Source organism: Neorhizobium populisoli (genome assembly GCF_019430945.1).
Lineage (GTDB): Bacteria > Pseudomonadota > Alphaproteobacteria > Rhizobiales > Rhizobiaceae > Neorhizobium > Neorhizobium populisoli.
This window is the reverse complement of record NZ_JAHYCB010000004.1, coordinates 238,441-262,722: the sequence shown is the minus strand read 5'-3', so window position 1 is coordinate 262,722 and position 24,282 is coordinate 238,441. Positions and strand designations below refer to the sequence as shown.

Sequence of the window (24,282 nt, the reverse complement as noted above, 5' to 3'; positions counted from 1 at the left end):
CCGCTCAGGACGCAGGCTTGGTGTCGGCAGCAGGCGATGCAACAGCTCTGCGCACCAGCTTGCCTTCTTCGGCCTTGTAGAAATACTGGCTTGCCACCAGCCAGCCCTTCAGTGGCCGCAAGGGCGGTATGCAGGTCAGGAACATGAACGGCAGGGTGACCAGCAGATGCACCCACCAGGCCGCATGAAACTGCACTTCCAGCCAGACACCCAGGAAAACGCTCGGCACACAGGCAAAGCAGATGACGAAAAAAGCCGGACCGTCCGCCGGATCGGCAAACGAGTAATCCAGCCCACAGGCCTCACAGCTCGGACGCATGGTCAGGAAACCCTTGAACAAATGCCCCTGCCCGCAGCGCGGGCAACGCCCACGAATGCCGGTTTCCGTTGGCGAAAGCGGGGGCCACTCCGTATACATGACAACTTCCTCACAACAAACACATTCAAAGCCATTATTGAATGCATTCATTTAAATAAGGCTATGCATTCAATATGTCGATTAGCCAGAATGACGCAGTCAATCCGGGCAATGCGCCATTGATGCAATCTCATGGATTAGAAGAACGAGCCGGACATTTCCGGCGGGCCTTCCAAAGCATGGCCCATGAACTCCAGTGCCGCCTTGAGCTGCGATCTCGTGACCGGACCGCCGAGGCAGATGCGCGCGGCTTCCGGTGCAACACCCTCCACCGTGAAGGCGTCGCTCGGGACAACGCCGATCCCCGCGGCACGCATATGGCTGCCGAAGGTGGACCGGGTCCAGCCGTTGGTCAGCGGTAGCCAGATATTGAAGCTCAGCGGATCGCCGCGATAGTTGCCCTCAGGCAGGATTTGAGCGACTATCGACTGACGCACAGCCGCTTCGCTGCGGATGAAATCGAGAATGCCGTCAGCCGTGCCGTCCTCGATCCAGCGGGTCGCGAGTGCTGAGGAAAGCGGCGAGGCCATGACGCAGCCGGAGCGCATGGCGCTGGCAAAAGGCCAGGCGGATTTCGTATCCGGCGCCACCACATAAGCGAGCCGCAACCCGGCGCCGATACTTTTCGAAAGCCCGCCGATATACCAGGTCAGCTCGGGTGCCGACGCCGCCAGTGGCAGAGGACCATCCTTCGGAATAAAGCCATACGCATCATCCTCGACGATCGGCAGCCCGAATTTACGGGCAATCTCGCAGATTTGCCGCCGGCGGCCTTCGGGCATCGTCAATGTCAAAGGGTTCTGAAGGGTCGGATTGAGGTAGAGAGCCTTGGGTTTTGCGGCCTTGCAGATACTCTCCAAGGCCGAGGGAAGGATGCCCTCATCGTCCATCTCGACGCCGACAAGGTTCAAACGCAATTGCGCTGCGATCGACCGGGCGCCGGGATAGGTAATCCGTTCCGAAAGGATCGTCTCGCCCGGCTTGGCCAGGATGCCGAAGATTGCCAGCAATGCCGGATGCGCACCGGGCGTGAGGAAAACCCGATCGTGAGACGGAGAAAGCCCCCGCCGGAACAGCCAGACCGCGGCGGCCTCCTTGTCCATCGCCGCGCCGCCGAAGCCTTGGTAACGCAATAGCGAAACGAGGTCCGAAGACACTGCGGAAAGGCCATCCTGCATGCGCGCCACAAGTTCCGGATCATCCGGTTCCGGCGGCATGTTCATGGAGAAATCCACGACCTGCTTTCGGCGTGGATCGACACCTGCCCCGGCTTCCCTCGAGGGAGTTTTCTCGGTGTTTCGGCCGATCACGAATGTGCCGCGCCCGACATGGCTGACCACCAGTCCGCGTTTGCGGGCTTCGACATAACCGCGCGCCACCGTGGTGAAATCGATGTCGAGCTCTCGCGCAAGCTCCCGCTGGGGCGGCAGCCTGTCACCCACGGCAAGCACGCCGCTTTTCAGGTCGAGCGCGATCACATCGGCGATCGCCATGTAGCGGGGGCCGTCGCTGCGGCTGAGATCGGGCTTCCAGGGCTTCATGGGCGTTATCCGGCGTGACGAATTGGATTGACTGTATATTGTTGCTTTTCAACCCTGTCACGTGCAAAACTGCCGCAGGCCAGAAACTGGCCGCCACGCATTGATGGCCGCAAGCGCGCTCATAGGTAGTGCCATTCTCAAGCCGATGCAGCCGCGAGCATTTTTTATACATCGGGGCAGTTGCTCCATTAGCATGACGGAAAATGGCCCATACGCGCCGTAATTGAAACAGCGCATCCAAGAGACCCTGCAAAACTGTGCCGGAGCGAAGATTGGGCTCGATAACGGCGATAAAAAGGGAACTGGGAAATGAACAAGCTACTCGCCTCAACCGTCCTGGCTATCGGGATGTTCGGATTCGGCGCTGCCGCCAACGCGGCGTGCGGGGAGGTTACCATCGCGAGCATGAACTGGCAGAGCGCCGAAGTGCTGGCCAGCCTCGACAAATTCATCCTGACCAACGGCTACGGCTGCAGCGCCAACGTCATCGTCGGCGACACCGTTCCCACCATCACCTCCATGGTCGAAAAGGGCCAGCCGGATGTCGCGCCGGAAGGCTGGGTCGATCTTCTGCCGGAAGTCGTCAGCCGTGGCATTTCCGAAGGCAAGCTGGTCGGTGCCGCGGTGGCTCTGTCCGATGGCGCGGTTCAGGGCTGGTGGATCCCGAAATACGTTGCCGACGCCCATCCCGATATCAAGACCATTCAGGATGCCCTGAAGCACCCGGAACTTTTCCCGGATCCGGAAGACAAGAGCAAGGGCGCTGTCACCAACGGCCCGCAGGGCTGGGGCGGTACGGTTGCGACCACGCAGTTCTACAAGGCCTATGGAGCCGAGAAGGCCAAGTTCACCCTGGTCGATACCGGTTCTGCCGCCGGCCTCGACGGTTCGATCGCCAAGGCCTATGAGCGCAAGCAGGGTTGGATGGGGTATTACTGGGCGCCGACCGCGCTTCTCGGCAAGTATGAGATGGTGAAGCTCGGCCATGGCGTGCCGGCGGATGCCGCCGAATGGAAGCGTTGCAACACCGTTGCCGACTGCAAAGACCCGAAGCCTAACGACTGGCCGAAAGACAAGGTGCAGACGCTGGTGACCAAGAAGTTTGCCGACAAGGCGGGCGCCGACGTCATGGGTTATCTCAACAAGCGCTCCTGGAGCAATGCCACCGTCAACAAGCTGATGGCCTGGATGACCGACAATCAGTCCACCGGCGACGATGGTGCCAAATACTTCCTGAAGAACAACGCCGATCTCTGGACGCCTTGGGTCAGCCCGGAAGCGGCCACCAAGATCAAGGCCGCGCTCTGATCTCCTGAAAAGCAGACCCAACCCTTGTGCGACACAAGGGTTGGGATTTCCGTGCATGGATGGAGCGACAGATGGACTGGCTTACACGATTTCCTACCATGAATGACGACTCGTTGAGAGACCTGAAAAAGGCGATCGACGATGGTTTCCGCGCCTTTACCCGCGCCTACGGCGACGGTATCGAAACCTTCTTTTCGCCGTTGCAATTCTTTCTCATCCAAGCCGAACGGATCATGGTGCAGACGCCCTGGCCGGTCGTGATCGCAGTCGTCGCGCTGATCGCCTGGTTTGCCAGCCGCAACTGGAAGATCGTCGTCGGCTGTGCCGTCACGCTTCTCCTGATCGGCTATTTCGGCATGTGGGAAGACACGATGAAGACCATGTCGATGATCCTCGTCTGCACGGTTCTTTCGATCATCGTCGGACTGCCGATCGGCATCCTCATGTCGCGTTCGGAAAGGCTGCAGAACATCGTCAATCCGATCCTCGACGTGATGCAGACCATGCCGAGCTTCGTCTACCTCATTCCGGTCGTCATGCTGCTCGGCATCGGCAAGGTGCCGGGGCTGATCGCGGTGGTGATCTACGCCATCCCGCCGATGATCCGCCTTACCAATCTCGGCATAAGGCTGGTGGACAAGGAAGTGCTGGAGGCGGCCGACGCCTTCGGCTCTTCAAGCTGGCAGAAGCTTCGCGACGTGCAGATGCCGCTGGCGCTGCCGACGATCATGGCCGGCATCAACCAGACGATCATGATGGCGCTGGCCATGGTGGTCATCGCCTCGATGATCGGCGTTCAGGGCCTCGGCCAGCCGGTGCTGAAGGCGATCGCCAACCAGTATTTCACCCTCGGAATATTCAACGGCATGGCCATCGTCGGCATCGCCATCGTCTTCGACCGCATCAGCCAGGCCTATGGCCGCCGCCTGCAACGGCACATGGAGGCGGTTCACGGGTGATGACGGAGTCCGCCGGGGTTTTCTCCCTGCGATAGTTCAACGAAAAAGCCGGACGGTGTATCTCACACCGTCCGGCTTTCATTTCAGTTGCCCGCGATATCGATCAGACGAGATCGAAACGGTCGGCGTTCATGACCTTGTTCCAGGCGGCGACGAAGTCCTTCACGAACTTGTGCTTGGCGTCCGACTGACCATAGACTTCGGCAATGGCGCGAAGCTGCGCGTGCGAGCCGAAGATCAGGTCGACGCGGGTGCCGGTCCACTTGGGCGTGCCCGTCTTGCGGTCGCGGCCCTGGTAGACGCCCTTTTTACCTTCGACCGGAGCCCAGACCGTGCCCATGTCGAGCAGGTTGACGAAGAAGTCGTTGGTCAGGGTTTCCGGCGCGGTCGTGAAGACACCGTGTTCCGGCTGGCCGGCATTGAGCACGCGCAGACCACCGATCAGAACCGTCATCTGCGGCGCGGTCAGGGTCAGCAGCTGGGCGCGATCGACGAGAGCTTCCTCGGCCTTCATGAACTGGTGCTTCTTGTTGTTCACATAGTTGCGGAACGCATCAGCACGCGGCTCGAGCGGAGCGAAGGAAAGCGCGTCCGTCTGTTCCTGCGAGGCATCCATGCGGCCCGGCGTGAACGGCACAGCGACATCGGTTCCGGCAGCCTTGGCGGCCTTTTCGATACCGGCAGCGCCGGCGAGCACGATCAGGTCGGCAAGCGAGATCTTCTTGGCACCGAGACCATTGAAGCCAGCCTGGATGCCCTCAAGCACGCCGAGAACCTTGGCAAGCTGTTCCGGCTGGTTGGCTTCCCAATCCTTCTGCGGGCTGAGGCGGATACGGGCGCCGTTGGCACCGCCACGCTTGTCGGAACCACGGAAGGACGAGGCGGAGGCCCAGGCTGTGGAGACCAGTTCCTGAACCGAAAGGCCGGAGGCCAGAACCTTTTCCTTCAGGTTGGCGATATCCGCGTCATCGACCAGCGGGTGGTCGACGGCCGGGATGACATCCTGCCAGATCAGGTCTTCGGCCGGCACTTCCGAACCGAGGTAACGGGCCTTCGGACCCATGTCGCGGTGGGTCAGCTTGAACCAGGCGCGGGCAAAGGCGTCGGCGAACTGGTCCGGGTTTTCCATGAAGCGGCGCGAGATCTTCTCGTAGATCGGATCGACACGCAGCGCCAGGTCGGACGTCAGCATTTTCGGCTTGTGCTTTTTCTCCGGGTCGAACGCATCCGGAACCGTCGCACCTGCGCCTACCGCGACCCACTGATGTGCGCCGGCCGGGCTCTTTTCCAGTTCGTATTCATAACCGAACAGGTTCCAGAAGAAGTTGTTGCTCCATTTGGTCGGCGTCGTCGTCCAGGTGACTTCCAGGCCGCTGCCGATCGCATCCCGGCCGACGCCTGAGTTGAACTTGCTCGACCAGCCGAGTCCCTGTGCTTCCAGTTCGCCACCTTCCGGATCGATGCCGACGAAGGATGCGTCACCTGCGCCATGCGTCTTGCCGAAGGTGTGGCCGCCGGCGATCAACGCCACGGTTTCTTCGTCGTTCATTGCCATGCGGGCAAAGGTGTCGCGGATATCGCGGGCCGAGGCCAGCGGGTCCGGCGTACCGTTCGGACCTTCCGGGTTGACGTAGATGAGGCCCATCTGGACGGCGCCGAGCGGTTCCGCCAGCTCGCGTTCGCCGCTGTAACGCTCGTCACCGAGCCACGTGCCTTCCGGACCCCAGTAGAGCTCTTCCGGCTCCCAGACGTCCGCACGGCCGCCGGCGAAACCGAATGTCTTGAAGCCCATCGATTCCAGCGCGACATTGCCGGTCAGGATCATCAGGTCAGCCCAGGAGATCTTGTTGCCGTATTTCTGCTTGATCGGCCAGAGAAGGCGACGGGCCTTGTCGAGGTTGACGTTGTCCGGCCAGCTGTTGAGCGGCGCGAAACGCTGCTGGCCCATGCCTGCACCGCCACGGCCGTCGGTGACGCGATAGGTGCCGGCGCTGTGCCATGCCATGCGGACGAAGAGACCGCCATAGTGACCGAAATCGGCCGGCCACCAATCCTGGCTGTCGGTCATCAGCGCGGTCAGGTCTTTCTTCACCGCGTCGAGGTCAAGCGTCTTGAACTCTTCAGCATAGTTGAAGCCTTCGCCCATCGGATCGGAGCGGACGGAATGCCCATGGAGAATCTGAACATCGAGCTGGTTCGGCCACCAGTCGCGGTTACCTCTGCCCTTGGGCGTGTGTGCTACCGGACATTTGCCGGCGTTATCGCTTGATTTCGCATCCATGACGTTCTCCTTAATTGCTTTAAATGATCTACCGTCCCAAGAAGGCCTGTTCCGCAGCGTCCTATCAGGAGCCGTTTCAACGACTCCCGACCAACGCTCGCCCTCCCTTTAGAATCCTTCTTATCTGAAGCCTGCAATAAATTTAAGTTGGATTTACTGATCGCCGCGATAAGCTGAGATTATGAAAAATCTTACGCTGAAACAGCTACGGTATTTTGAAGCTCTGGCGCGCGACGGCCGGTTCCGCCGCGCAGCAGAAGCCTGTGCGATTTCGCAGCCCGCACTTTCGATGCAGATCAAGGAACTGGAAGAGCAGCTTGGCGGCAGTCTTTTCGAGCGAAGCGCCCGGGAGGTGAAACTGACCGCCTTCGGCCAACTTTTTGCATCAAGGGTACGGGACATTCTGCGCGCGGTCGACGAACTCGGCGATCTCGCCCGCGCCGCCCAAGACAGGTTCCTGACGCCGTTGCGCATCGGTATCATCCCGACCATCGCGCCCTATCTGCTGCCGGCCATCATTCGCGACCTGACCCGGACATTCGACGGCATCGACATCCAGGTGCGTGAAACGCTGACCTCCAAGCTGGTACATGACCTGGCCCAGGGCGGGTTGGACATGGCGATCGTCGCCCTGCCCGTTTCGGAGCCGTTTCTCACCGAACTCAAACTGTTCGAGGAGGAATTTGTCCTGGTGCGGCATCCGGACGACGATGGCAAGCCGGTTCCCGAGCGAGAGGCGTTGCGGGAAATGCGACTGCTTCTGCTTGAGGAAGGCCATTGTTTCCGCGATCAGGCCCTATCCTTCTGTCATGTTGGCGCGGCGCGTCCCCGCGAGGTGATGGAGGGCAGTTCGCTGTCCACTCTCGTGCAGATGGTGAGTGCCGGCATCGGTGTCACTCTGATCCCGGAAATGGCCGTATCAGTGGAGACGCGCTCGGCGCCTGTGTCGATCGCCCGGTTTACAGCGCCGCGGCCCTCCAGGACGATCGGCTTGGTCTGGCGCAACTCCACGCCACTGACAAAGCAATATGCTCTCATCGCAGACGTGATCCGCCAATCAGTGGCAGCAGTGCGCAGCCCTGTAGTAAGCGAATAAACGCCTTGGCGCTCTCTTGCAGCACAGCATCTGCACGTCCTGAAACGCGGCCTTAGCTCGTCACCAGAATAAATTTTGTACACGTGTACATTTTGTCATCGGCCTGTTATAGATCGCCCATAAGAACAGTCCCGCCGTGATGATTTACACGCCTCGACACGCAAGGGACGCATGAGTGCCAATGCCGTGGGAGGCAGCAATTTCACTCAAGGGGGAGTCAAAGATGACTATTCTGCCCATTCTGAAATCCGCCGTTCTGGCGACCGTTCTTCTCGCTTCTACCGCCGTCATCGCATCCGCCAAGGATGTTACCATCTCCGTCTGGTCCGGCGGTTCCGGCCCGAACGACAACTACCGCGTCGATGCGATCGAAATCGCTGCCGACATTCTGGAGCGCGAAGCCGCCATCCGTGGCGAACAGCTCAACATCATCGTCCAGAAGACGCCGTATAACGGCTGGGACGACTTCAAGCAGGCTCTGACGCTCGCTGCCGAAGCCAAGAAGGCTCCGAACATCGTCGCCACCGGCCATGAAGACATCGGCCCCTGGGCACAGTCGGGCCTGATCGTTCCGGTCGAGAACTATCTCGATCTGGATAGCTGGCCGCTCAACGACATCTACCCGAACCTGATGGAGATCTCCTCCTTCAACGGTACGGTCTACGGCATTCCGCAGGACGCCGAATCCCGCCCGATGTTCTTCTGGAAGCCCTATATGAAGGCGATCGGCTATACCGACGCCGACATCGAAGCGCTGCCGGCCAAGGTCGAGAAGGGCGAATACACGCTCAAGAACGTTCTCGAAGACGCCAAGAAGATGCAGGACAAGGGCCTCGTCCAGGCCGGTTACGGCTTCTATCCGCGCAACAGCAACGGCCCAGACTTCTGGCAGTTCTACACGTCCTTCGGCGGCGTGATGGAAGAAGAAGGCAAGCTGGTCTTCGACAAGGCCGCCATGCAGCGCACCTACCAGTATTTCGCCGATCTGGTGAAGGCCGGCGTCACCAAGAAGAACCACATCGGCCTGCCGGGCGACCAGTGGTGGAAGGAAGTCGCAACCGGCAAGGCCGGCATCTGGCACGGCGGCACCTGGCACTATGCCCGCCTCGTCAACCAGGAAGGCCTGAAGGACTTCTTCGGCAACGTTCAGTTCACGCTGATCCCGGCCGGCGAAGGCGGCAAAGCCAATACGCTGACCCACCCGCTCGTCTACCTCCTGACTTCAGGCCATACGGAAGAAGAGACCCAGATCGCTGCCGATCTCGTCAAGATCGCTTCCGAGCCGCGCATCAACGCGCTGCACGCCATCAAGTCGGCGCATCTCGGCATCTCGCCGTCTGAAACCAAGGTCGATCTCTACTCGTCCGACCGTTGGGCATCGGAAGCCACCGAGCGCCTTCTGCCGCATGCCAACGCCATGCCGAACAACGCTGATTTCGGCAAATACTGGACGATCATGTGGAAGAACCTCGAAGCGACCTGGACCGGCGCCAAGACGGCCGATACCGCCGTCAAGGATGCCGAAACCGAGCTGAAGTCGACGCTCGGCGCTTCGATCGTCATCCGCTGATCGGGTAATGGTCAACGGAGCGGGTCTCCCGCTCCGGCTCACGCAGGCGGCGTTTCGCTCCGCCGCCTGCTCTTCATTCGCAAGGTTGAATTGCGCGTAGCCCCTCATCCGCCTGCCGGCACCTTCTCCCCGTTCTCACGGGGAGAAGGAGAGTCGCCGCACCGGTCGCCGGTCCCCTCGCCCCGTTTACGGGGAGAGGGTGCGCCGAGCATAGCGGAGGCGGGGTGAGGGGCTGCCGCATATGCCAACGCCTGCTATCTTCGAGGCTTCCATGCGCACTTCACGAACGCTCGGCATGGTGATGATCGCACCCGCGGCGATCATGATCTTCCTGTTCTACCTGATGCCGGTCGTGCTGACCGCCATCTTCGCCATGACCAATATGAGCACCGCGACGGGGATTTCCGGCGGCGCCTGGCAGGTGACGGCGAGTGCAGTGAACCGCCTGAAGACAACCCTCCCCGAGCTTGCCAACGGCATTGCCGAACCGCGTTTCGTCATCGATGAAGACGGGTTGAAGGAGCTGGAAGCCCTGAAGCTGAAGCCCGGCTTCGCGACCGAACTGCGCGCCCAGCATATTGGCGGCGTCTATCCGTCGCGTCGCGAGGCAGAGCGCGATATAAAGGCGCTGAAGGACCGGCCGAACACCCGTGAGGTCAAGCAGATCTCCGACATCTTCAACCGTTCGGTCCTCAACACCCGTTTCGAAAGCAGAGACGCGCTGATGACGAGCCTCGACAAGCTCGGCTTCAAGCTGACGCCGGAACAGCAGCAGATCGTTTCCGACGCGACCTATACCGGCTGGGTCTGGACGAGCGAGAATTTCTCGACGATCGCCAATTCGCCGGACATGCTGCAGATTCTCATCAATACCGGCATCTATGTCGCGGTGACACTGACGCTGTTCAACGTCACCTACGCGCTCTTCCTCGCCGTCACCACGCATTACATGCCGTCGAACACAGCGTCCGTCTTCCGCGCCATCTGGCTTCTGCCGCGCATCACGCCCGTCGTCATCTATATCCTGCTCTGGAAATGGATGACCTGGGACAACGGATTCATCTCGCTGTTTCTGGCGCAATTCGGCGTGCCGCCGAAGAACTATCTGCTCGACAGCGCCTATAACGCCTGGTTCTTCGTCATCCTGATCAACGGCTTCATCGGCGCTTCGATGGGCATGCTGGTCTTTTCCTCGGCGATCAAGGCGATCCCACAGACGCAGTTCCATGCGAGCGAAGTGGACGGCGCCAGCCGCTGGCAGCAGATTCGCTATATCATCCTGCCGCAGCTCAGATGGCCGATCCTGTTCGTGACCTGCTACCAGACGCTGTCGCTGCTGGCGTCCTTCCAGGAAATCCACCTCTCGACCCGAGGCGGGCCGGGGAAGTCGACCGAGGTCTGGTCGCTCGCCGCATTCCACACTGCGCTCAACAACTATACCGGCAACCTGGAATATGGCCTCGGCGCCGCCATGGCGCTGGTCCTCGTCGTGGTCGGGCTCGTCCTGTCGCTCATCTATCTGCGCGTCTTCCGTTACGACACGCTGATCTCCAAGCCGCTGATCGAGGATTGAACATGTCTGAGAAAAGCAAAGCTTCCGCGAACTTTTCGAGCATCCCCGTCATCGCACTTCTCGGCCTGCTCAGCCTGCCGCTGGTGGTGATGTACGCCTACCTGATCCTCGACACCGTCACCAATTCCGAGCCGGGTTCGCTGGTGCCGAACGAGTTCACGCTTGAGCACTGGAAGTTCCTGTGGGAGACGCGGTCGGGCAAATCAAGCATCTGGCTGGTAACGCTCAACACCTTCATCTTCACCTGCTGCATCACAGGCGTGATCCTGCTCGTCTCGTCGATGGCGGGTTATGTTCTCTCCCGGCTCAACGTGCCGGCGCGCGGCTTCTTCCTCGCCGGCGTCATGGTGCTGCACGCCTTCCCGTCGGTGACGCTGATCATCTCGATCTTCATCGTGCTCCAGTATATCGGCCTCTACAATTCGCTGATCGGCGTCATTCTGGTGAAGGCGGCGATCGACATGCCGCTCGGAATCTGGCTGATGAAAGGCTTCTATGACACCGTGCCGTGGGAGATCGAGATGGCCGGCATCGTCGACGGCGCCTCGCGCTTCACGGTCTGGCGCCGGCTCGTCCTGCCGCAGATCAAGCCGGCGATCATGGCGCTCGGCCTGTTCTCCTTCCTCACCGGTTGGAGCGAATTCATCCTGCCGCAGGTGCTGGCACCCGGATCGCAGGTGCAGGTCCTCTCGGTCTATCTGGCGAGCCTGATTGCCGACGACAACAATTTCGATTTTGCCACCTTCAAGGCCGTCGGCGTCTTCTACGTCATCCCGGTCCTGATCCTTTACGTCTTCTTCCAGAAGCATCTCATGAACATCTATGGCGGAGGCACGAAGGGCTGATGCGTATCCTTCTCGACAAATTCTCGAAAAGCTTCGGCACGACTTCGGTCATCGAAGACATGAACCTCGAAGTCGGCTCCGGCGAGATGCTGGCGCTGCTCGGCCCTTCCGGTTGCGGCAAGTCGACGACGCTGTTTGCCATCTGCGGCATCCATCGCCCGACCGCCGGCCGCATCCTGTTCGGGGACCGGGACGTGACGAACCTGCCGAGCCAGGAGCGCAATGTCGGCGTCGTCTTCCAGTCCTATGCGCTTTATCCGCATATGACCGTCGAGGAAAATATCGGTTTTCCGCTGACGGTCCGGCGCGTGGCCGCATCCGACATCAAGAAGCAGGTCGCCGGGATCGCCGCGCTCGTCCACATCGACAACCTGCTCGACCGCAAGCCATCGCAACTTTCCGGCGGCCAGCAGCAGCGCGTGGCGCTTGCCCGCGCTCTGATCCGCCGCCCGGACGTGCTGCTCCTCGATGAACCGCTCGCCAATCTCGACGCGAAACTCCGCCTCGAAATGCGCTCGGAGATCCGCCGCCTGCAGAAGGAAACCGGCATTACCGCCATCCTCGTCACCCACGACCAGGTGGAAGCGATGTCGATGTGCGACCGGATCGCCATCATGAAGTCCGGTGAGATCGTCCAGGTCGCAACGCCGTCGCAGATGTACCAGGATCCGCGCACGGCCTTCGTCGCAGGCTTCCTCGGCAACCCGCCGATCTCCTTCCTGAAGGGCAAGGCGGCGCACGGAGCCTTCGTTTCCACCGATGGTAAGTTGCAGATGACGCTACCGGCATTGTCCGGTATCGCTGACGGCACGGCGCTGACTTTGGGGATTCGCCCGGAGCATTTCGGCACCGCAGGGAACGTGCCGGTCGAAGGCAAAGTGACATTCGCGGAAACGCAGGGCCGCGAAAACCTCTATGACGTGGTCCTGCCGGACGGCTCGGTCATCCGCTCCATCCAGCCTGTGCGCGACGACGTGACGCTCGGCGATCAGGTTCGCTGGGGTATCGACAGCAAGTCGGCCTTCGTTTTCGCCGAGGATGGGACCAGACTCTGATGCGCGATTTCTCTGCCTTCTTCCAGAAATACGGCTGGCCGGAACATAAGGGCCGCCTCCCCTTCTGTGTCGGCCACCGCGGTGCCAGCGGCCACGAGCGGGAAAACACCCTCGCCTCCTTCCGCCGCGCTGCCGAACTCGGCGCCGAAATGTGGGAGCTGGACACCCAGATGACCTCGGATGGCGTGGTCGTGGTGTCTCACGACGATCACTTGCTGCGGGTCTTCCAGCAGGACATCCACATCTCAAAAATGACCTTCGCGGAACTGCGCGCTACGGTGCCGGACGTGCCGAGCTTCGAAGAAGTCGCGGCGCTCGGCCGCGAAACAGGCTGCGGGCTTTATGTCGAACTGAAGCGTCCGGGCACCGGTCCGCTCTGCTGGCAGCATCTGCAAGACATGGAACAGCGCTTCGCCTGTCTCGGCTCCTTCGACACAGCTCAGGTGCGCGAATTGCGCGACATGGGCTGCGATTATCCGCTTTCCGTCTTGATCCGCGTCGCCCATGATCCACACAGGCTCGGCGAGGAATCCGGCGCCGATGTGCTGCATCTCTGCTGGGAAAAGGCGAGCGACACGCCGCAGGAATTTGTTACCGGCGAGCTGATGGAGCGCGCCTTCGCTGACGGCAAGGAAATCGTGCTCTGGCATGAAGAACGGCCGGATGTGCTGAAGGACATCATGGTCCTGCCGGTCCTCGGCATCTGCACCGACCTGCCGGACCTGATGCGCCAAAAGGAAGGCAATGGCTCCCGCGAACAGCGCCGCGTCACCTCCTTCGACGTCGCCCGCGCCGCCGGCGTTTCCCGCGCCGCCGTGTCCCGCGCTTTCACGCCGGATGCCAGCGTTTCGGAAAAGACGCGCCAGAAGGTCTATCAGGCCGCCAAGGAACTCGGTTACCGGGTGAACTATCTCGCCCGCAGCCTCACCAACAAGCGCTCCGATTTCGTCGGTCTCGTCGCCGCCGGTCTCGACAACCCGTTCCGCACCCAGCAGCTCGACCACCTCGCCCGCGCTCTGATCGCCCGCAATTACCGGCCGATCCTGCTGCCGACCTCCAAGGAGGCGGATAGCGCGACGGTCATCGGACAATTGCTGCATTACGCGGTTTCCGGCGTGATCATCACCTCGGACGCGCCACCCTCCTATATTTTCGAGGAATGCGCAGCGGAAGGCGTGCCGGTCGTGCTGGTCAACAAGGGCGAGGATTTTCCGTTTGTCGACCGCGTCGTTTCCGACGACCGGATGTCCGGATACCTGGCCGTCGACCATCTGCTCGAATCCGGCGCCAAGAAACTCGCCGTCATCGCCGGTGCCGCGGTTTCCTATTCGTCACGCCGACGTGCCGAAGCCTTTCAGGCCCGCTGTCAGACGCTCGGCATCGAACATTCCGTCATCCCGGTTGCCATCAACGACTATGTGCACGGTCACGACTCAGCCATGACGCTTGCGGAGATGGGCATAGACGGCGTCTTTTCCGTCAACGACTACATGGCCTGCGGCGTGCTCGATGGCCTTGCCAAAGCCGGCAAGGCTTATGGATCGGTCAAGGTCATCGGCCATGACGACATCCCCCAGGCAAGCTGGAGCGCCTACGACCTCACCACATTCGTACAGCCCTGCGACGTGCAGGCCGAACAGGTTATCGACCTGTTGACCAGCCGCATGTCCGAGCCGGATGCCGTCGCCCGGGTGGAGTTCACACCCGTGACGCTGATCAAGAGAAGAAGTGCATAAATGTCCGCATCCGCATTCGATCTTTCCGCCCTCACCGCCCGTGCCCAGGCGGCAATCGCCGTCGCCCGCCAGGTGGGCCGCGAAGCTGCTGCGTTCCGCGCCGAGGCTCTGCCGGATACCCTTGGCGTCGAGAACAAGGGGCTGCAGGATTTCGTCACCGTCGCCGACAAGCGTGCCGAACAGGCGATCCACCAGGCGCTGATCGGCCGCTTTCCGAACGATTCCTTCATGGGCGAAGAGGGCGGCGGCAATTCCGATGCAGCCGGCACCTGGGTGGTCGATCCGATCGACGGTACCACCAATTTCATCCGCGGCTTCCGCCATTGGGGCGTGTCGATCGCCTTCGTCTCGGGCGGCGAAATCCTGATCGGCGTCATCTACGATGCCGCGCAGGACAGGGTTTTCCACGCGATCCGCGGTGAAGGCGCGTTCAAGGAAGGCAGCCCGATTGCGGCCGCCCGGACAACCGATCCGAACCACGCCATCATCATCCTTGGCCATTCCCGCCGCACCAGTTTCGAGGATTATCTGTCGATATCACGCCGGCTTTACGAACGCGGCATCGACTACCGCCGCATGGGTGCTGCGGCAATCGGCCTGATCCGTGTCGCGGAAGGCGTTTCCGACCTTTATTACGAGCGCCACCTTTCCGCCTGGGACATGCTGGCCGGAGCGCTGATCGCCGCGGAAGCCGGCGCCATCGTTACCATTCCGCCGCTCGAAAGCCTGCTCGCAAACGGCGGCCCGGTCATCGCCAGCGCTCCGGGTCTTGCCGAAGAGTTTTCCTTCCTCAAGGAAATGGAAAGCCTCTAAACGAGGCTTTCTCCCTCTGGCTCACTTCTTCAGCCAGGGCGAAGCGCTGCTCCAGAAAATCACGTTCGCACCGAGATAATCCTCGGCGAACTTCTGGAATTCCTCCTTGGTGAAGGGTTTCTTCGTTTCCGGGTTCTTGTAGGTGAGCGTCGGCTCCTGCACCGCCATGCCGACATAGGCGAGCTTGCCCTTGTACCGGTTGAAGAACGGATAGGAATTCTTCATCTGCGCCTTGCGGCCGGGCACGATATCCGGCCCGCCGAGCCCGACATTGTTCTTCGCCGCATAATCGAACAGCCGGCTCATGTATTTGTGGTCGTTTTCCCATTCGCAGGGCCAGAAATTGACGTATTGCACCACCTGCGACTTGGAAAACGCCTTGCGGGCAAAGGCCAGATTTTCCATCTCGCCGGCAAAATAGGCGTCGCAGGTAAAGCCCGCCGGCGGGTTCTTGGTCGAAAGATCGATCGAGGTTTCCGGCAGGTTGACGCCATAGACGCGGCCATCGAACTTTTCCGCCAGCGCCGCCAGCAGCGCCTGATAACGCTCACGCGCCGCCGGGTTCCATTGCATCGCCACCCAGCCGTAACCGACGGGCTTGTTCTCACCCGGATTGTCGAATTGCGGCGCAAGCCCGCCGCCATAAACGTGATCGGTCATCAGATAATCCGGCACGTTCTTCGCCTTCGGCTGGAAGAACCGGTCCTGCACCTGGATGAACAGCTTCTTCTTCAGGCCTTGCACGGTCGCAAGATTGTTTTCGATCGCCGAGAAATCGTATCTACCCTTCTCGGGTTCGAGCTGGCGCCAGTTATAGACGATCTGCACGCCGCCAATATCCGAACGTTCGATCACCGCCCGATTGGCGTCGAGATTGCCGGAGCTCGTGTAGAGAAAATGTTCGGCCGCGGAAGCCGATTGAAAGGACATGATAAGGGTCAGAGCCGTGATCAGGCTGGCGGATTTCGTCATGGAATATCTCTGTCTGGAAATGACAATTGCTAGGACCGCGCCTGTCTTTCCGCCAAAATGGGCAGCTTGATGGCGACGAATCTCAATAGACCTCAACCAGAAAGTGAACTGTGCCAAAGGCGCACAGCAGAATGTCGATACATTATTACAAAACGTTAATTTGACGGGAACATTGGCCGGGTCCTTAGGTTCCGGCAGCCGCCATGATGGCGGTCAGAGGCTCGCGCCGCGGCGTATATTTGCGGAATGCGAGCCTCGTCTGAAATCCTGTTAAGCGCCAGAATCTCAGCGGAACAGCGTATCGATATAGTCGCGGCCGAGGCCGACCTTTTCATAATGGTCGCGACATAGCGCGATATAATTGTGGACATCGAAGAAGCCGTTCGGCTCGCCCTTTTCGTCCAGCCAGATAAGCGGCCCCTTCACCTGGAAGAAGACCTTCATCGGCTGGTCGCTTTCATAGGCCACCAGCGTATGCCCTTCGCCCGGCGTCTCGTAGACGAAATCGCCCGCCGTTGCCGTCCAGTCGTGCTCCAGATAACCCCATTTGCCGGAGATCGTGTAGGCGAACACCTCGTGCGGATGGTAATGGCGGTTCACCAGCCCGGCTTTCTTGGCCATCAGGATGTCGCACCACTTGTTCTGGGTCGGCGAAACCCAGAGCGGGCGAGAAGAGACCGTCTCGGTGAACGGCACATAATATCGCTCATCCTCGGTCGGTGCGTTGCTGACATAGACTTCCGGCAGCGCATCCGGCTGGAACACTTTGGTGATCGGCGCGATGTCCTTCCAGAATTCATTGCTTGCGAGTTCAGGCATGGTTTCCTCCTCCTTTTGATGTTTTCAGATGCTCATGCCGCCATCGACCATCAGCGTCGTGCCGGTGACGAAGCTCGACTGATCGGAGGCGAGATAGAGCACCGAGCGGGCGACTTCCTCCGCCGTGCCATGCCGGCCAAGCGGGATCATGGCGTTGAAGAAAGCCGTGCCATCGCCGCCGATCGCCTCGCCCAGTCCCTTTTCGACATTCAGTTGAAAACCATTGTCTATCGGACCGGGATGGATGGTGTTGACCCGGATTTTTCGCGGCGCCAGTTCCTTGGCAAGGCAGCGCATCAGGCCGATCTGCGCATGTTTGGCGGTAATATAGGCATAAACACCCGGATCGCCGCGCATGCCGGCGACGGATGAGGTAATGACGATCGAACCGCCGTCGCGCATGTATGGCACAGCATATTTGGCCGCCAGGAAGGCGCCCTTCACATGTACCTGCTGGACTTGGTCGAAAATATCCTCCGGGTAGTCCTCGATCGGTGCGACCGTGCCGAAATTGCCGGCGTTGGAAAACAGGATATCGATCGGGCCGAAACGCTCGACGGTCTTCGCGACATAGGCCTCGGCATCCAGCTTTCGTGATACGTCGGCGGCGACCAACAAGACACGATCCCGCGGCAGGGTTTCGGCAGCCTGCTCCAGCGCCCGCACGGAAAGATCGACGAGCGCGACATTGGCGCCCTCATCGAGGAAGAGCTTCGCTGCGGCAAGACCGAGACTGCCGGCGCCACCGGTGATGATGCAGGTCCTGTTGTCTAGAAGAGGCATGGGGCTCCATCGCTAAAATCTATTCCGTCATAGGTTTGCCCCTCATCCGCCCTGCCGGGCACCTTCTTCCCGTTTACATCGGGCGAAGGAGACTCGCGGCACTATCCGAGATTCCGCCACGGTCGGTAATGGAGAGAGCCGGTGCCGCATGTGTCCTTCTCCCTGCGAGCGGGGAGAAGGTCGCGGCAACCGGATGAGGGGCTGTCAGGCTCAGATCGGGTAGTGGATATGCCCATCCTGAATGGTGATCCACCTGAGTTCGGTGAACTCGGCAATGCCCGCCTTGCCGCCAAACCGCCCGTAACCGGACTCCTTCACGCCGCCGAACGGCATCTGCGCCTCGTCATGCACGGTCGGGCCATTGATGTGGCAAATGCCGGATTCGATGCGGCGGGCGACGCCCATGGCGCGGTTGATGTCCTTGCCGAAAACGGCGGCCGAAAGCCCGTATTCGGTATCGTTCGCCACCCGCACCGCCTCGTCCAGCGAGCCGACGCGGATAATCGACGCGACCGGGCCAAAACTTTCTTCGCCATAGATGCGCATCGCCGGCGTCACGCGGTCGAGCAGCGTCGCCTCGACGATCGTGCCCTCGACGCCACCACCGGCGGCCAGAACCGCGCCCTTGGAAACGGCATCACGAACCAACTGGTCTATCCGCTGCGCCGCCCGGCTATCCACCACCGAGCCGAGCGGTGTGTTGCCCTTGCGCGGATCGCCGGCCTTCAGCGTCTTCACCTTTTCGGTCATCGCGGTGACGAATTGATCGGCGATTTTCTCGTCGACGATCAGCCGCTCGGTCGACATGCAGATCTGGCCCTGGTTCATGTAAGCGCCAAAGGCGGCGGCGGCGACGGCCTCGTCGATATCCGCATCGTCCAGCACAATCAGCGGCGCCTTGCCGCCGAGTTCGAGAAGCGCCGGCTTCAGATGTCGGCCGGCGGTTTCCGCAATGATGCGGCCGACGCGGGTGGAGCCGGTGAAGTTGACGCGGCGCACGGCGGGATGGGCGATCAGCGCCTCGACGATCTCGCCCGCATCTTCCGGCGCATTGGAAATGGCGTTCAATACTCCCTCGGGAAGCCCTGCCTCGTGCAGCGCATCAACAATCAGGCGATGGGTGCGCGGGCAGATTTCGGAGGTCTTCATCACAACCGTATTGCCGCAGGCAAGCGGCATGGCGATGGAGCGAACGCCGAGAATGACCGGCGCATTCCACGGCGCCATGGAGAGGATGACGCCGACCGGCTGGCGCACCGCCATGGCAAGGCTTCCGGGGCGGTTGGAAGGGATGACCTCGCCGGAAATCTGCGTCGTCATCGAGGCCGCCTCGCGCAGCATGTCGGAGGCGAGCATGACGTTGAACATCGCCCAGCCGGCCGTCGCACCGGTTTCCGACGCCATGGCATCGACGAATTCCGGCGCCTTTTCCTGCAGCTTGTCAGCCGCCGCCATCAGGACTTTCCGGCGCGCGCCGGGTCCCATCGCCGACCATGCGGGAAACGCCTTGGCGGCAGCATTGGCCGCCTGGCGGGCATCCTCGACCGATGCTGCCGCGACAGTCGAAGCGACTTCGCCGGAAATCGGGTTCAGCCGCTCGAAACGGCGACCGTCGGTCGCTTCCACTTCCGTATTGTTGATCTTCAGGCCCAGCATGTTCATGGGTTTCTCCCTTCAGTTTGATTTCGTGACTCTAATGGGTAGCGCCGAGGAAGGCGCGCTGCACGGCGGCGTCTCCCAGCAGGGCTTCTGCGGTATTGTCTCCGCTGATCCGTCCGGCTTCCGCAAGATAGCCGCGATCGGCGATCGACAGGCTCATCTTGACGTTCTGCTCGACGATCAGCAGTGCCAGCCCCCGTTCGCGGATGCGACCGAGGCTCTTGAACAGTTCGCCAACCACGACCGGCGCCAGGCCGAGGCTCGGTTCGTCGAGCATCAGCAGATCCGGCTTCGACATCAGCGCCCGCCCGATCGCCACCATCTGCTGCTCGCCGCCCGACATGGTATTGACGTATTGCGCCCGCCGCTCCTTCAACTTCGGAAAGAGGTCGTAGACGAAGTCGCGGCTCTCCTTGGCGTGGTTACGGGCGCGCTTGGCATAGGCGCCGAGTGCCAGGTTCTCCTCGACCGTGAGGTCGCCAAACACGCCCCTTCCTTCGGGCACCAGCGCGATACCGGCTTCCACCACCTCATGCGCCGGCCGGCCGACGATCGCCCGGGTTTCGAACGAGATCGTCGTGCCGCCATCCGGCCGCGTGATACCAGCGATGGATTTCAGCAGTGAGGATTTGCCGGCCCCATTGGCGCCGAGAATGACCACCGTCTCACCCTTGCCCACCTTGAGCGAAACACGATTGAGCGCCACGTGACGACCGTAGTGCAGCGAAAGATCGGCCACTTCAAGCATGGACGTCTCCGAGGTAAGCGGTGATGACCTCACGGTCGGAAAGAGCCGTGGCCGTTGGGCCATCCGCGATCTTGCGGCCGGCATTCATGACGACGCAGCGACCGCAGAGCGCCCGGATAGCATCCATGACATGTTCGACCATCAGCACCGTGACACCGCGCGTCTGGATCGAGCGGATCAGCTCAATACCGGTCTTCAGCTCGGTGGGGTTGAGGCCTGCCAGCCATTCGTCGAGCAACAGCACTTCCGGCTCGGCAGCAAGCGCCCGGGCAAGCTCCATGCGCTTCTGATCGATATAGGTGAGGTCCTGCGCACTCTGGTCCGCCCGGTGGGCAAGGCCCACCTCATCGAGCCGCTGCAGGGCCTCTTTCCGGGCCGCCTCGCCCCAGAGCTTCCGCCGCCCGAAAGCGAGCGAGGCTATGACGTTCTCCGCCACAGTCAGCGAGGGAAGCCCGCGCACCAGCTGGAAAGTGCGGCCAATCCCCTTCAAGGCAATACGGTTGGGTGCCAGTCCGGAAATCATCTGGTCGCCGAGAGCGATCGTGCCGCCGGTCGGAGGCAGATGGCCGGAGATCATGTTCATGACCGTCGTCTTGCCGGAGCCGTTCGGCCCGAGCAGGCCGACCACTTCGCCCTGCGCCACCGAGAAGGAGACCGCGTTGACCGCGGTTAGGCCGCCGAAACGCTTGGTGAGGCCGTTGATTGTCAGAAGTTCGCTCATTCGGCCACCGCCGGCAGGTTTTCGGGCGTGGTACGGCGCCAGCGCTTCCAGTTCTCTTCCGCGAAGGCGAGCACGCCTCGGGGCAGGACGAAGACGATGGCGATGAAGACGAGGCCGAGAATAATGGAATAATGGTTGGGGAAATTGGCCGACAGCCATTCGAACAGCAGGAAAAGCGGCACCGCGCCGAGGATCGGCCCCATCAGCCGGTTCGCACCACCGAGCAGCGCCATGATCAGCGTCAGGAAGGAGATGGTCGGGTTGAAGGCGATTACGGGCTCGACATAGGTCCAGCGCGGCGCCTGGATCGCGCCGACCAGGGTGATGATGACCGACGAGATGGCGAAGAGCGCCAGTTTCACCCGAGCAATGTCGATGCCGCAATGGGCCGCCACCACTTCGTCGTCGCCGATCACTTTGAGCGCCAACCCGATGCGGCTTCTGCCGATCCACCAGGAGATTAGGAAGGTGATCGTAGCGAGCGCCAGCAGCTGCCAGTAGATGCCCTCCGGCGTTACCGGCAGGAAGATATAGCGGCCGAGCGTGCCGGCCATGTTCACCTCGTACCAGGTGACGAGCTGGCGGATGAGTTCTGCCAGGCCGAAGGTGAAGATGACGAAATAGACGCCGGCGAGCCTGAGCGTCGAGAAGCCGACGACCACGGCAACGCCGAGCCCGATTGCGCCGGCCGTGACCAGCAGCAGCGGATAGGGGATGGTTTCGCTGAACACCGCGACCGTGTAGGCGCCGATGCCGAAGAAGGCGACGGTGGCGAGCGAGACATAACGCGTCGGGCCGGAGAAAAGTGCCCAGGCGGTGGCGAGCGTCACATAGCCGAGCATGCCGATGCCGAGTGTCACGCCATAACTGTCTGCCACGAAAGGCACATATGCCAGCGCGGCGACCACGGCGAGGAAGATGGCCGGAGAAAGAAGACGGATCATCGCGCCACCCTTCCGAACAGGCCGGCCGGGCGCCAGAGCAGCACGGCGAGGAAGATGCCGTAGGTGGCGGCGAGCGTCAGGCCCGGGTCGACATAGGTTGCGACGAAGGTTTCGACGAGGCCGAGGATCAGGCCGGCCGACAGCGCGCCGATGAGATTGCCCACTCCGCCCATGATCACCACGATCAGCGCCTTCATGGTGAAGACGACGCCGGTGGTGGCGGTGAAGGTCTGGTACATCGAGATGACCACGCCGCCGGCCGCGGCCAGTCCGCCGCCGATGGCGAAAGCAAGCCTTGCGGCGCGGTTGACGTCGATACCGACGAGAGGCGCTGCAGCGGGATTGACGGCGACGGCCCGCAACGCGGTGCCCCAGAGAGTCCTGGTCAGCAGCAGATAAAGCCCGCCGCCGAACACGACAGCCATAACCAGTGCCAGCACGCGATTGGCGGCCAATGTGGTGCCGAAGATCGTCACCGGGTCGTTCAGATAGCTGTAGCTGGTAAAATTGGCGCCGAACGCGACGAGCATCACTCCCTGCATGACGAACAGCAGGCCAAAGGTCGCGAGGATGGAATCAATCTCCAGGCTCGCCTTGTCGCGGGCACGCTTGACGAGCGGGCTCATCATCACGCCATAGACCGCATAGCCGAGCGCGAAACCGGCGGGCACGGCGATAAGCAGGCCGGCGACCGGGTTCAGGCCGAGGCCGGAAAACATCACATAGGCAAGAAAGGCCGCCGCGATGATCATCTCGCCATAAGCGAGGTTCATGATGCGCGAAATGCCATATTGGAGCGTCAGCCCCATGGCGACCAGCGCGTAGGTTCCCCCGAGCACCAGCCCGGACAACAGGGCAGCGACAAGCATCAGGCCTCCTCCTTTATTCTTTGCGGGGCACGTTAAGAGTGCCGCTATTTTTTTGGCAGGACGGCAGACCTGCGTTTGCCGTGATCCGCCCCTCATCCGCCTGCCGGCACCTTCTCCCCGTAAACGGGGAGAAGGAAATATGCCGCACTGCCCTCCTTCCCATTGCCGTCGCATCGGGCACGTCCCCTCTCCCCGCCTGCGAGGAGAGGGTTAGGGTGAGGGGCAAAAGACGTAGCGGCCTAGAGGTCGCGGTGGCGACCAGTCCTCGGACTACTTCTTCTTCCACTCGCCCCGCGGCAGCATCACCTTGCTCACCCCGGCACGTTCCGTCGGCATGACGCCGACAAACTGGCCGTTCTGCCATTGCCCGGTCCACCACAGCTGACGCAGCTGATTGTCTTCGAACTTCGTCTCACCGAGCACCGTCTGAAACTTACCGGAAGCCAATTCGGCCGAGACTCCCGCCTTGTCGAGGCCCTTGCGCTTGATCGCCTCCTGCAGCATCTGCAGGCTGGCATAGGTGATGACGCTGCCCCAGTAATCCGGCGCGACCCCCGTCACCGCCTCGTGGCGTTTGCGGTAATTGGCATTCATCTGGTTGTTCGGGTCGATGCCGCCGAGGCTCATGATGCCGTTGGCGTTTTCGCCATTGTTCTTGCCATAGGCCGGGAAGCCGGTGCCGACGCCGAGATAAAGAACCTTCGGGCTGAAGCTCGCCACTTGCGACTGCTGGGTGAGCGCGAAGGTTTCCGGCGGATAAGAGAAGGCCACGAAGGCATCCGCGCCACTCACCTTGGCCTCGTTGATCATCGGCGAGAAATCGGACGTACCGGCCGGATAGGTCTTGTCATAGGAGACCTCGATGCCCGCTTCCTTGAAAGCCGGGCGCGCCGCGGTGACGAGGTCGATGCCGAAGCCGTCGGCAACGGAAATCATCGCCACCTTGCCGTTCACGACGCCGCTCTTCTTGGCATCAGCGAGGATCTTGGCAAGCGCCTTGGCGTAGTCATGGCCGCCGCCGAGCATCCAAAAACTTTTCTTCCAGCGCTTGACGAAATCCGGCGCCTTGTCGGTGACGGCCGAAACCGCGAGCTGCGGATAACCATGGCGGTCAAACAGGGGAGCAACAGCGAGGTTGAAGCCGGTGCCCCAGGGCACGAGGATGAAATCGACCTTGTCCTGCGTCGCAAGGCGCTCGACGGCGCGCACCACTTCCTCCGCAGAGGAGCGGTCGTCATATTCGATCACTTCGATCGGCAGTTTCTTGCCGTCCGGCATTTCCAGGCCGCCGGCATCGTTGACGTCCTTCACCCAGAGCTTGTAGTTCGGCAGCGTGGTAATGCCCGCGCCGCCTGCATTTCCACCGGTCTTCGAGATTGCGTAGCCGATCTTGACGGACTTGCGCTCCTGCGCCGCGGCGGTGCCGGCAAATCCGGTCATGACGCCTGCTGCGAGCATCGTGGTGGCAAGCGCCATCGTTCGCAGGACGCGCCTGCGCTGAAAGCTGTTCATGATTGTCCTCCCGGTCAAGGCCCGCTCCCGCTGGGCCGTTCATGCCGGTTCATGCCGCGA

At 61.4% G+C, this 24,282-nt stretch carries 21 protein-coding genes and 1 pseudogene; 10 read left to right on the top strand and 12 right to left on the bottom strand.

Annotation, left to right across the window (positions count from 1 at the left end; genetic code table 11):
- Window positions 1-4: 4 nt before the first annotated feature.
- Both KX729_RS12385 and KX729_RS12380 read right to left on the bottom strand, forming a co-directional pair.
- A complete protein-coding gene (locus tag KX729_RS12385) occupies window positions 5-418 on the bottom strand; it encodes a DUF983 domain-containing protein (protein WP_219742770.1) in 414 nt (137 codons plus the stop codon).
- 137 nt (window positions 419-555) lie between these two features.
- Complete coding sequence (locus KX729_RS12380; RefSeq protein ID WP_219742769.1) at window positions 556-1,959, bottom strand: aminotransferase-like domain-containing protein; 1,404 nt, start codon at window positions 1,957-1,959, stop codon at window positions 556-558.
- Window positions 1,960-2,268: 309 nt separating this feature from the next.
- Here KX729_RS12380 and KX729_RS12375 point away from each other — a divergent pair, with 309 nt between their 5' ends.
- Together KX729_RS12375 and KX729_RS12370 are read left to right on the top strand one after the other, a co-directional pair.
- Window positions 2,269-3,267, top strand: coding sequence for an ABC transporter substrate-binding protein (locus KX729_RS12375; RefSeq protein WP_219742768.1), 999 nt, complete (start codon window positions 2,269-2,271; stop codon window positions 3,265-3,267).
- A gap of 71 nt (window positions 3,268-3,338) precedes the next feature.
- Window positions 3,339-4,226, top strand: a complete 888-nt coding sequence (locus KX729_RS12370; RefSeq protein WP_219742767.1) for an ABC transporter permease — start codon at window positions 3,339-3,341, stop codon at window positions 4,224-4,226.
- A gap of 103 nt (window positions 4,227-4,329) precedes the next feature.
- Here the strand turns inward: KX729_RS12370 and katG are convergent, their stop codons facing one another.
- Window positions 4,330-6,507, bottom strand: a complete 2,178-nt coding sequence (gene katG, locus KX729_RS12365; protein WP_219742766.1) for a catalase/peroxidase HPI — start codon at window positions 6,505-6,507, stop codon at window positions 4,330-4,332.
- 181 nt (window positions 6,508-6,688) lie between these two features.
- Between katG and KX729_RS12360 the strand changes: the two genes are divergently transcribed.
- The 8 genes and pseudogenes from KX729_RS12360 (at window position 6,689) to KX729_RS12325 (ending at window position 15,195) form a co-directional block, all read left to right on the top strand.
- On the top strand, window positions 6,689-7,603 hold the full coding sequence (locus KX729_RS12360; RefSeq protein WP_219742765.1) for a hydrogen peroxide-inducible genes activator: 915 nt from the start codon (window positions 6,689-6,691) through the stop codon (window positions 7,601-7,603).
- Between the two features lie 223 nt (window positions 7,604-7,826).
- Complete coding sequence (locus KX729_RS12355; RefSeq protein ID WP_219742764.1) at window positions 7,827-9,173, top strand: extracellular solute-binding protein; 1,347 nt, start codon at window positions 7,827-7,829, stop codon at window positions 9,171-9,173.
- Between the two features lie 271 nt (window positions 9,174-9,444).
- Complete coding sequence (locus KX729_RS12350; protein ID WP_219742763.1) at window positions 9,445-10,746, top strand: carbohydrate ABC transporter permease; 1,302 nt, start codon at window positions 9,445-9,447, stop codon at window positions 10,744-10,746.
- A 2-nt stretch (window positions 10,747-10,748) separates the two neighbouring features.
- A complete protein-coding gene (locus KX729_RS12345) occupies window positions 10,749-11,591 on the top strand; it encodes a carbohydrate ABC transporter permease (protein WP_219742762.1) in 843 nt (280 codons plus the stop codon).
- Window positions 11,591-12,646 carry an ABC transporter ATP-binding protein gene (locus KX729_RS12340; protein ID WP_219742761.1) on the top strand — a complete coding sequence of 352 codons (1,056 nt, stop codon included), beginning with the start codon at window positions 11,591-11,593 and terminating at the stop codon, window positions 12,644-12,646. The genes KX729_RS12345 and KX729_RS12340 overlap by 1 nt, the downstream gene beginning before the upstream one ends.
- Window positions 12,643-13,377: pseudogene (locus KX729_RS12335) on the top strand (glycerophosphodiester phosphodiesterase); the annotation flags it as partial. The gene KX729_RS12340 and the pseudogene KX729_RS12335, both read left to right, overlap by 4 nt.
- Window positions 13,372-14,382: a LacI family DNA-binding transcriptional regulator gene (locus tag KX729_RS12330; RefSeq protein WP_219743120.1), complete on the top strand. Its 1,011-nt coding sequence runs from the start codon at window positions 13,372-13,374 to the stop codon at window positions 14,380-14,382. The pseudogene KX729_RS12335 and the gene KX729_RS12330, both read left to right, overlap by 6 nt.
- Complete coding sequence (locus KX729_RS12325) at window positions 14,383-15,195, top strand: inositol monophosphatase family protein (RefSeq protein ID WP_219742760.1); 813 nt, start codon at window positions 14,383-14,385, stop codon at window positions 15,193-15,195.
- Between the two features lie 21 nt (window positions 15,196-15,216).
- On the opposite strand, the gene KX729_RS12320 is transcribed toward KX729_RS12325, so the two are convergent.
- The 9 genes from KX729_RS12320 to KX729_RS12280 all read right to left on the bottom strand — a co-directional run bounded on the left by KX729_RS12320 (window position 15,217) and on the right by KX729_RS12280 (window position 24,222).
- Window positions 15,217-16,167: a hypothetical protein gene (locus KX729_RS12320; RefSeq protein ID WP_219742759.1), complete on the bottom strand. Its 951-nt coding sequence runs from the start codon at window positions 16,165-16,167 to the stop codon at window positions 15,217-15,219.
- A 285-nt stretch (window positions 16,168-16,452) separates the two neighbouring features.
- On the bottom strand, window positions 16,453-16,986 hold the full coding sequence (locus KX729_RS12315; RefSeq protein WP_219742758.1) for a 2,4'-dihydroxyacetophenone dioxygenase family protein: 534 nt from the start codon (window positions 16,984-16,986) through the stop codon (window positions 16,453-16,455).
- A 24-nt stretch (window positions 16,987-17,010) separates the two neighbouring features.
- The gene (locus KX729_RS12310; RefSeq protein WP_219742757.1) at window positions 17,011-17,769 is read right to left on the bottom strand and encodes an SDR family NAD(P)-dependent oxidoreductase; all 759 of its coding nucleotides are present in this window, start codon (window positions 17,767-17,769) and stop codon (window positions 17,011-17,013) included.
- A 210-nt stretch (window positions 17,770-17,979) separates the two neighbouring features.
- Window positions 17,980-19,431 (bottom strand): aldehyde dehydrogenase, encoded by a 1,452-nt coding sequence (locus KX729_RS12305; protein WP_219742756.1) that lies wholly within the window; start codon window positions 19,429-19,431, stop codon window positions 17,980-17,982.
- Window positions 19,432-19,462: 31 nt separating this feature from the next.
- Window positions 19,463-20,176, bottom strand: coding sequence for an ABC transporter ATP-binding protein (locus tag KX729_RS12300; RefSeq protein WP_219742755.1), 714 nt, complete (start codon window positions 20,174-20,176; stop codon window positions 19,463-19,465).
- Window positions 20,169-20,897: an ABC transporter ATP-binding protein gene (locus KX729_RS12295; protein WP_219742754.1), complete on the bottom strand. Its 729-nt coding sequence runs from the start codon at window positions 20,895-20,897 to the stop codon at window positions 20,169-20,171. The genes KX729_RS12300 and KX729_RS12295 overlap by 8 nt, the downstream gene beginning before the upstream one ends.
- Window positions 20,894-21,841 carry a branched-chain amino acid ABC transporter permease gene (locus KX729_RS12290; protein ID WP_219742753.1) on the bottom strand — a complete coding sequence of 316 codons (948 nt, stop codon included), beginning with the start codon at window positions 21,839-21,841 and terminating at the stop codon, window positions 20,894-20,896. Before KX729_RS12290 ends, KX729_RS12295 begins: the two co-directional genes overlap by 4 nt.
- A complete protein-coding gene (locus tag KX729_RS12285) occupies window positions 21,838-22,710 on the bottom strand; it encodes a branched-chain amino acid ABC transporter permease (RefSeq protein WP_219742752.1) in 873 nt (290 codons plus the stop codon). Before KX729_RS12285 ends, KX729_RS12290 begins: the two co-directional genes overlap by 4 nt.
- A gap of 270 nt (window positions 22,711-22,980) precedes the next feature.
- Complete coding sequence (locus KX729_RS12280) at window positions 22,981-24,222, bottom strand: amino acid ABC transporter substrate-binding protein (RefSeq protein WP_219742751.1); 1,242 nt, start codon at window positions 24,220-24,222, stop codon at window positions 22,981-22,983.
- Window positions 24,223-24,282: the final 60 nt, after the last annotated feature.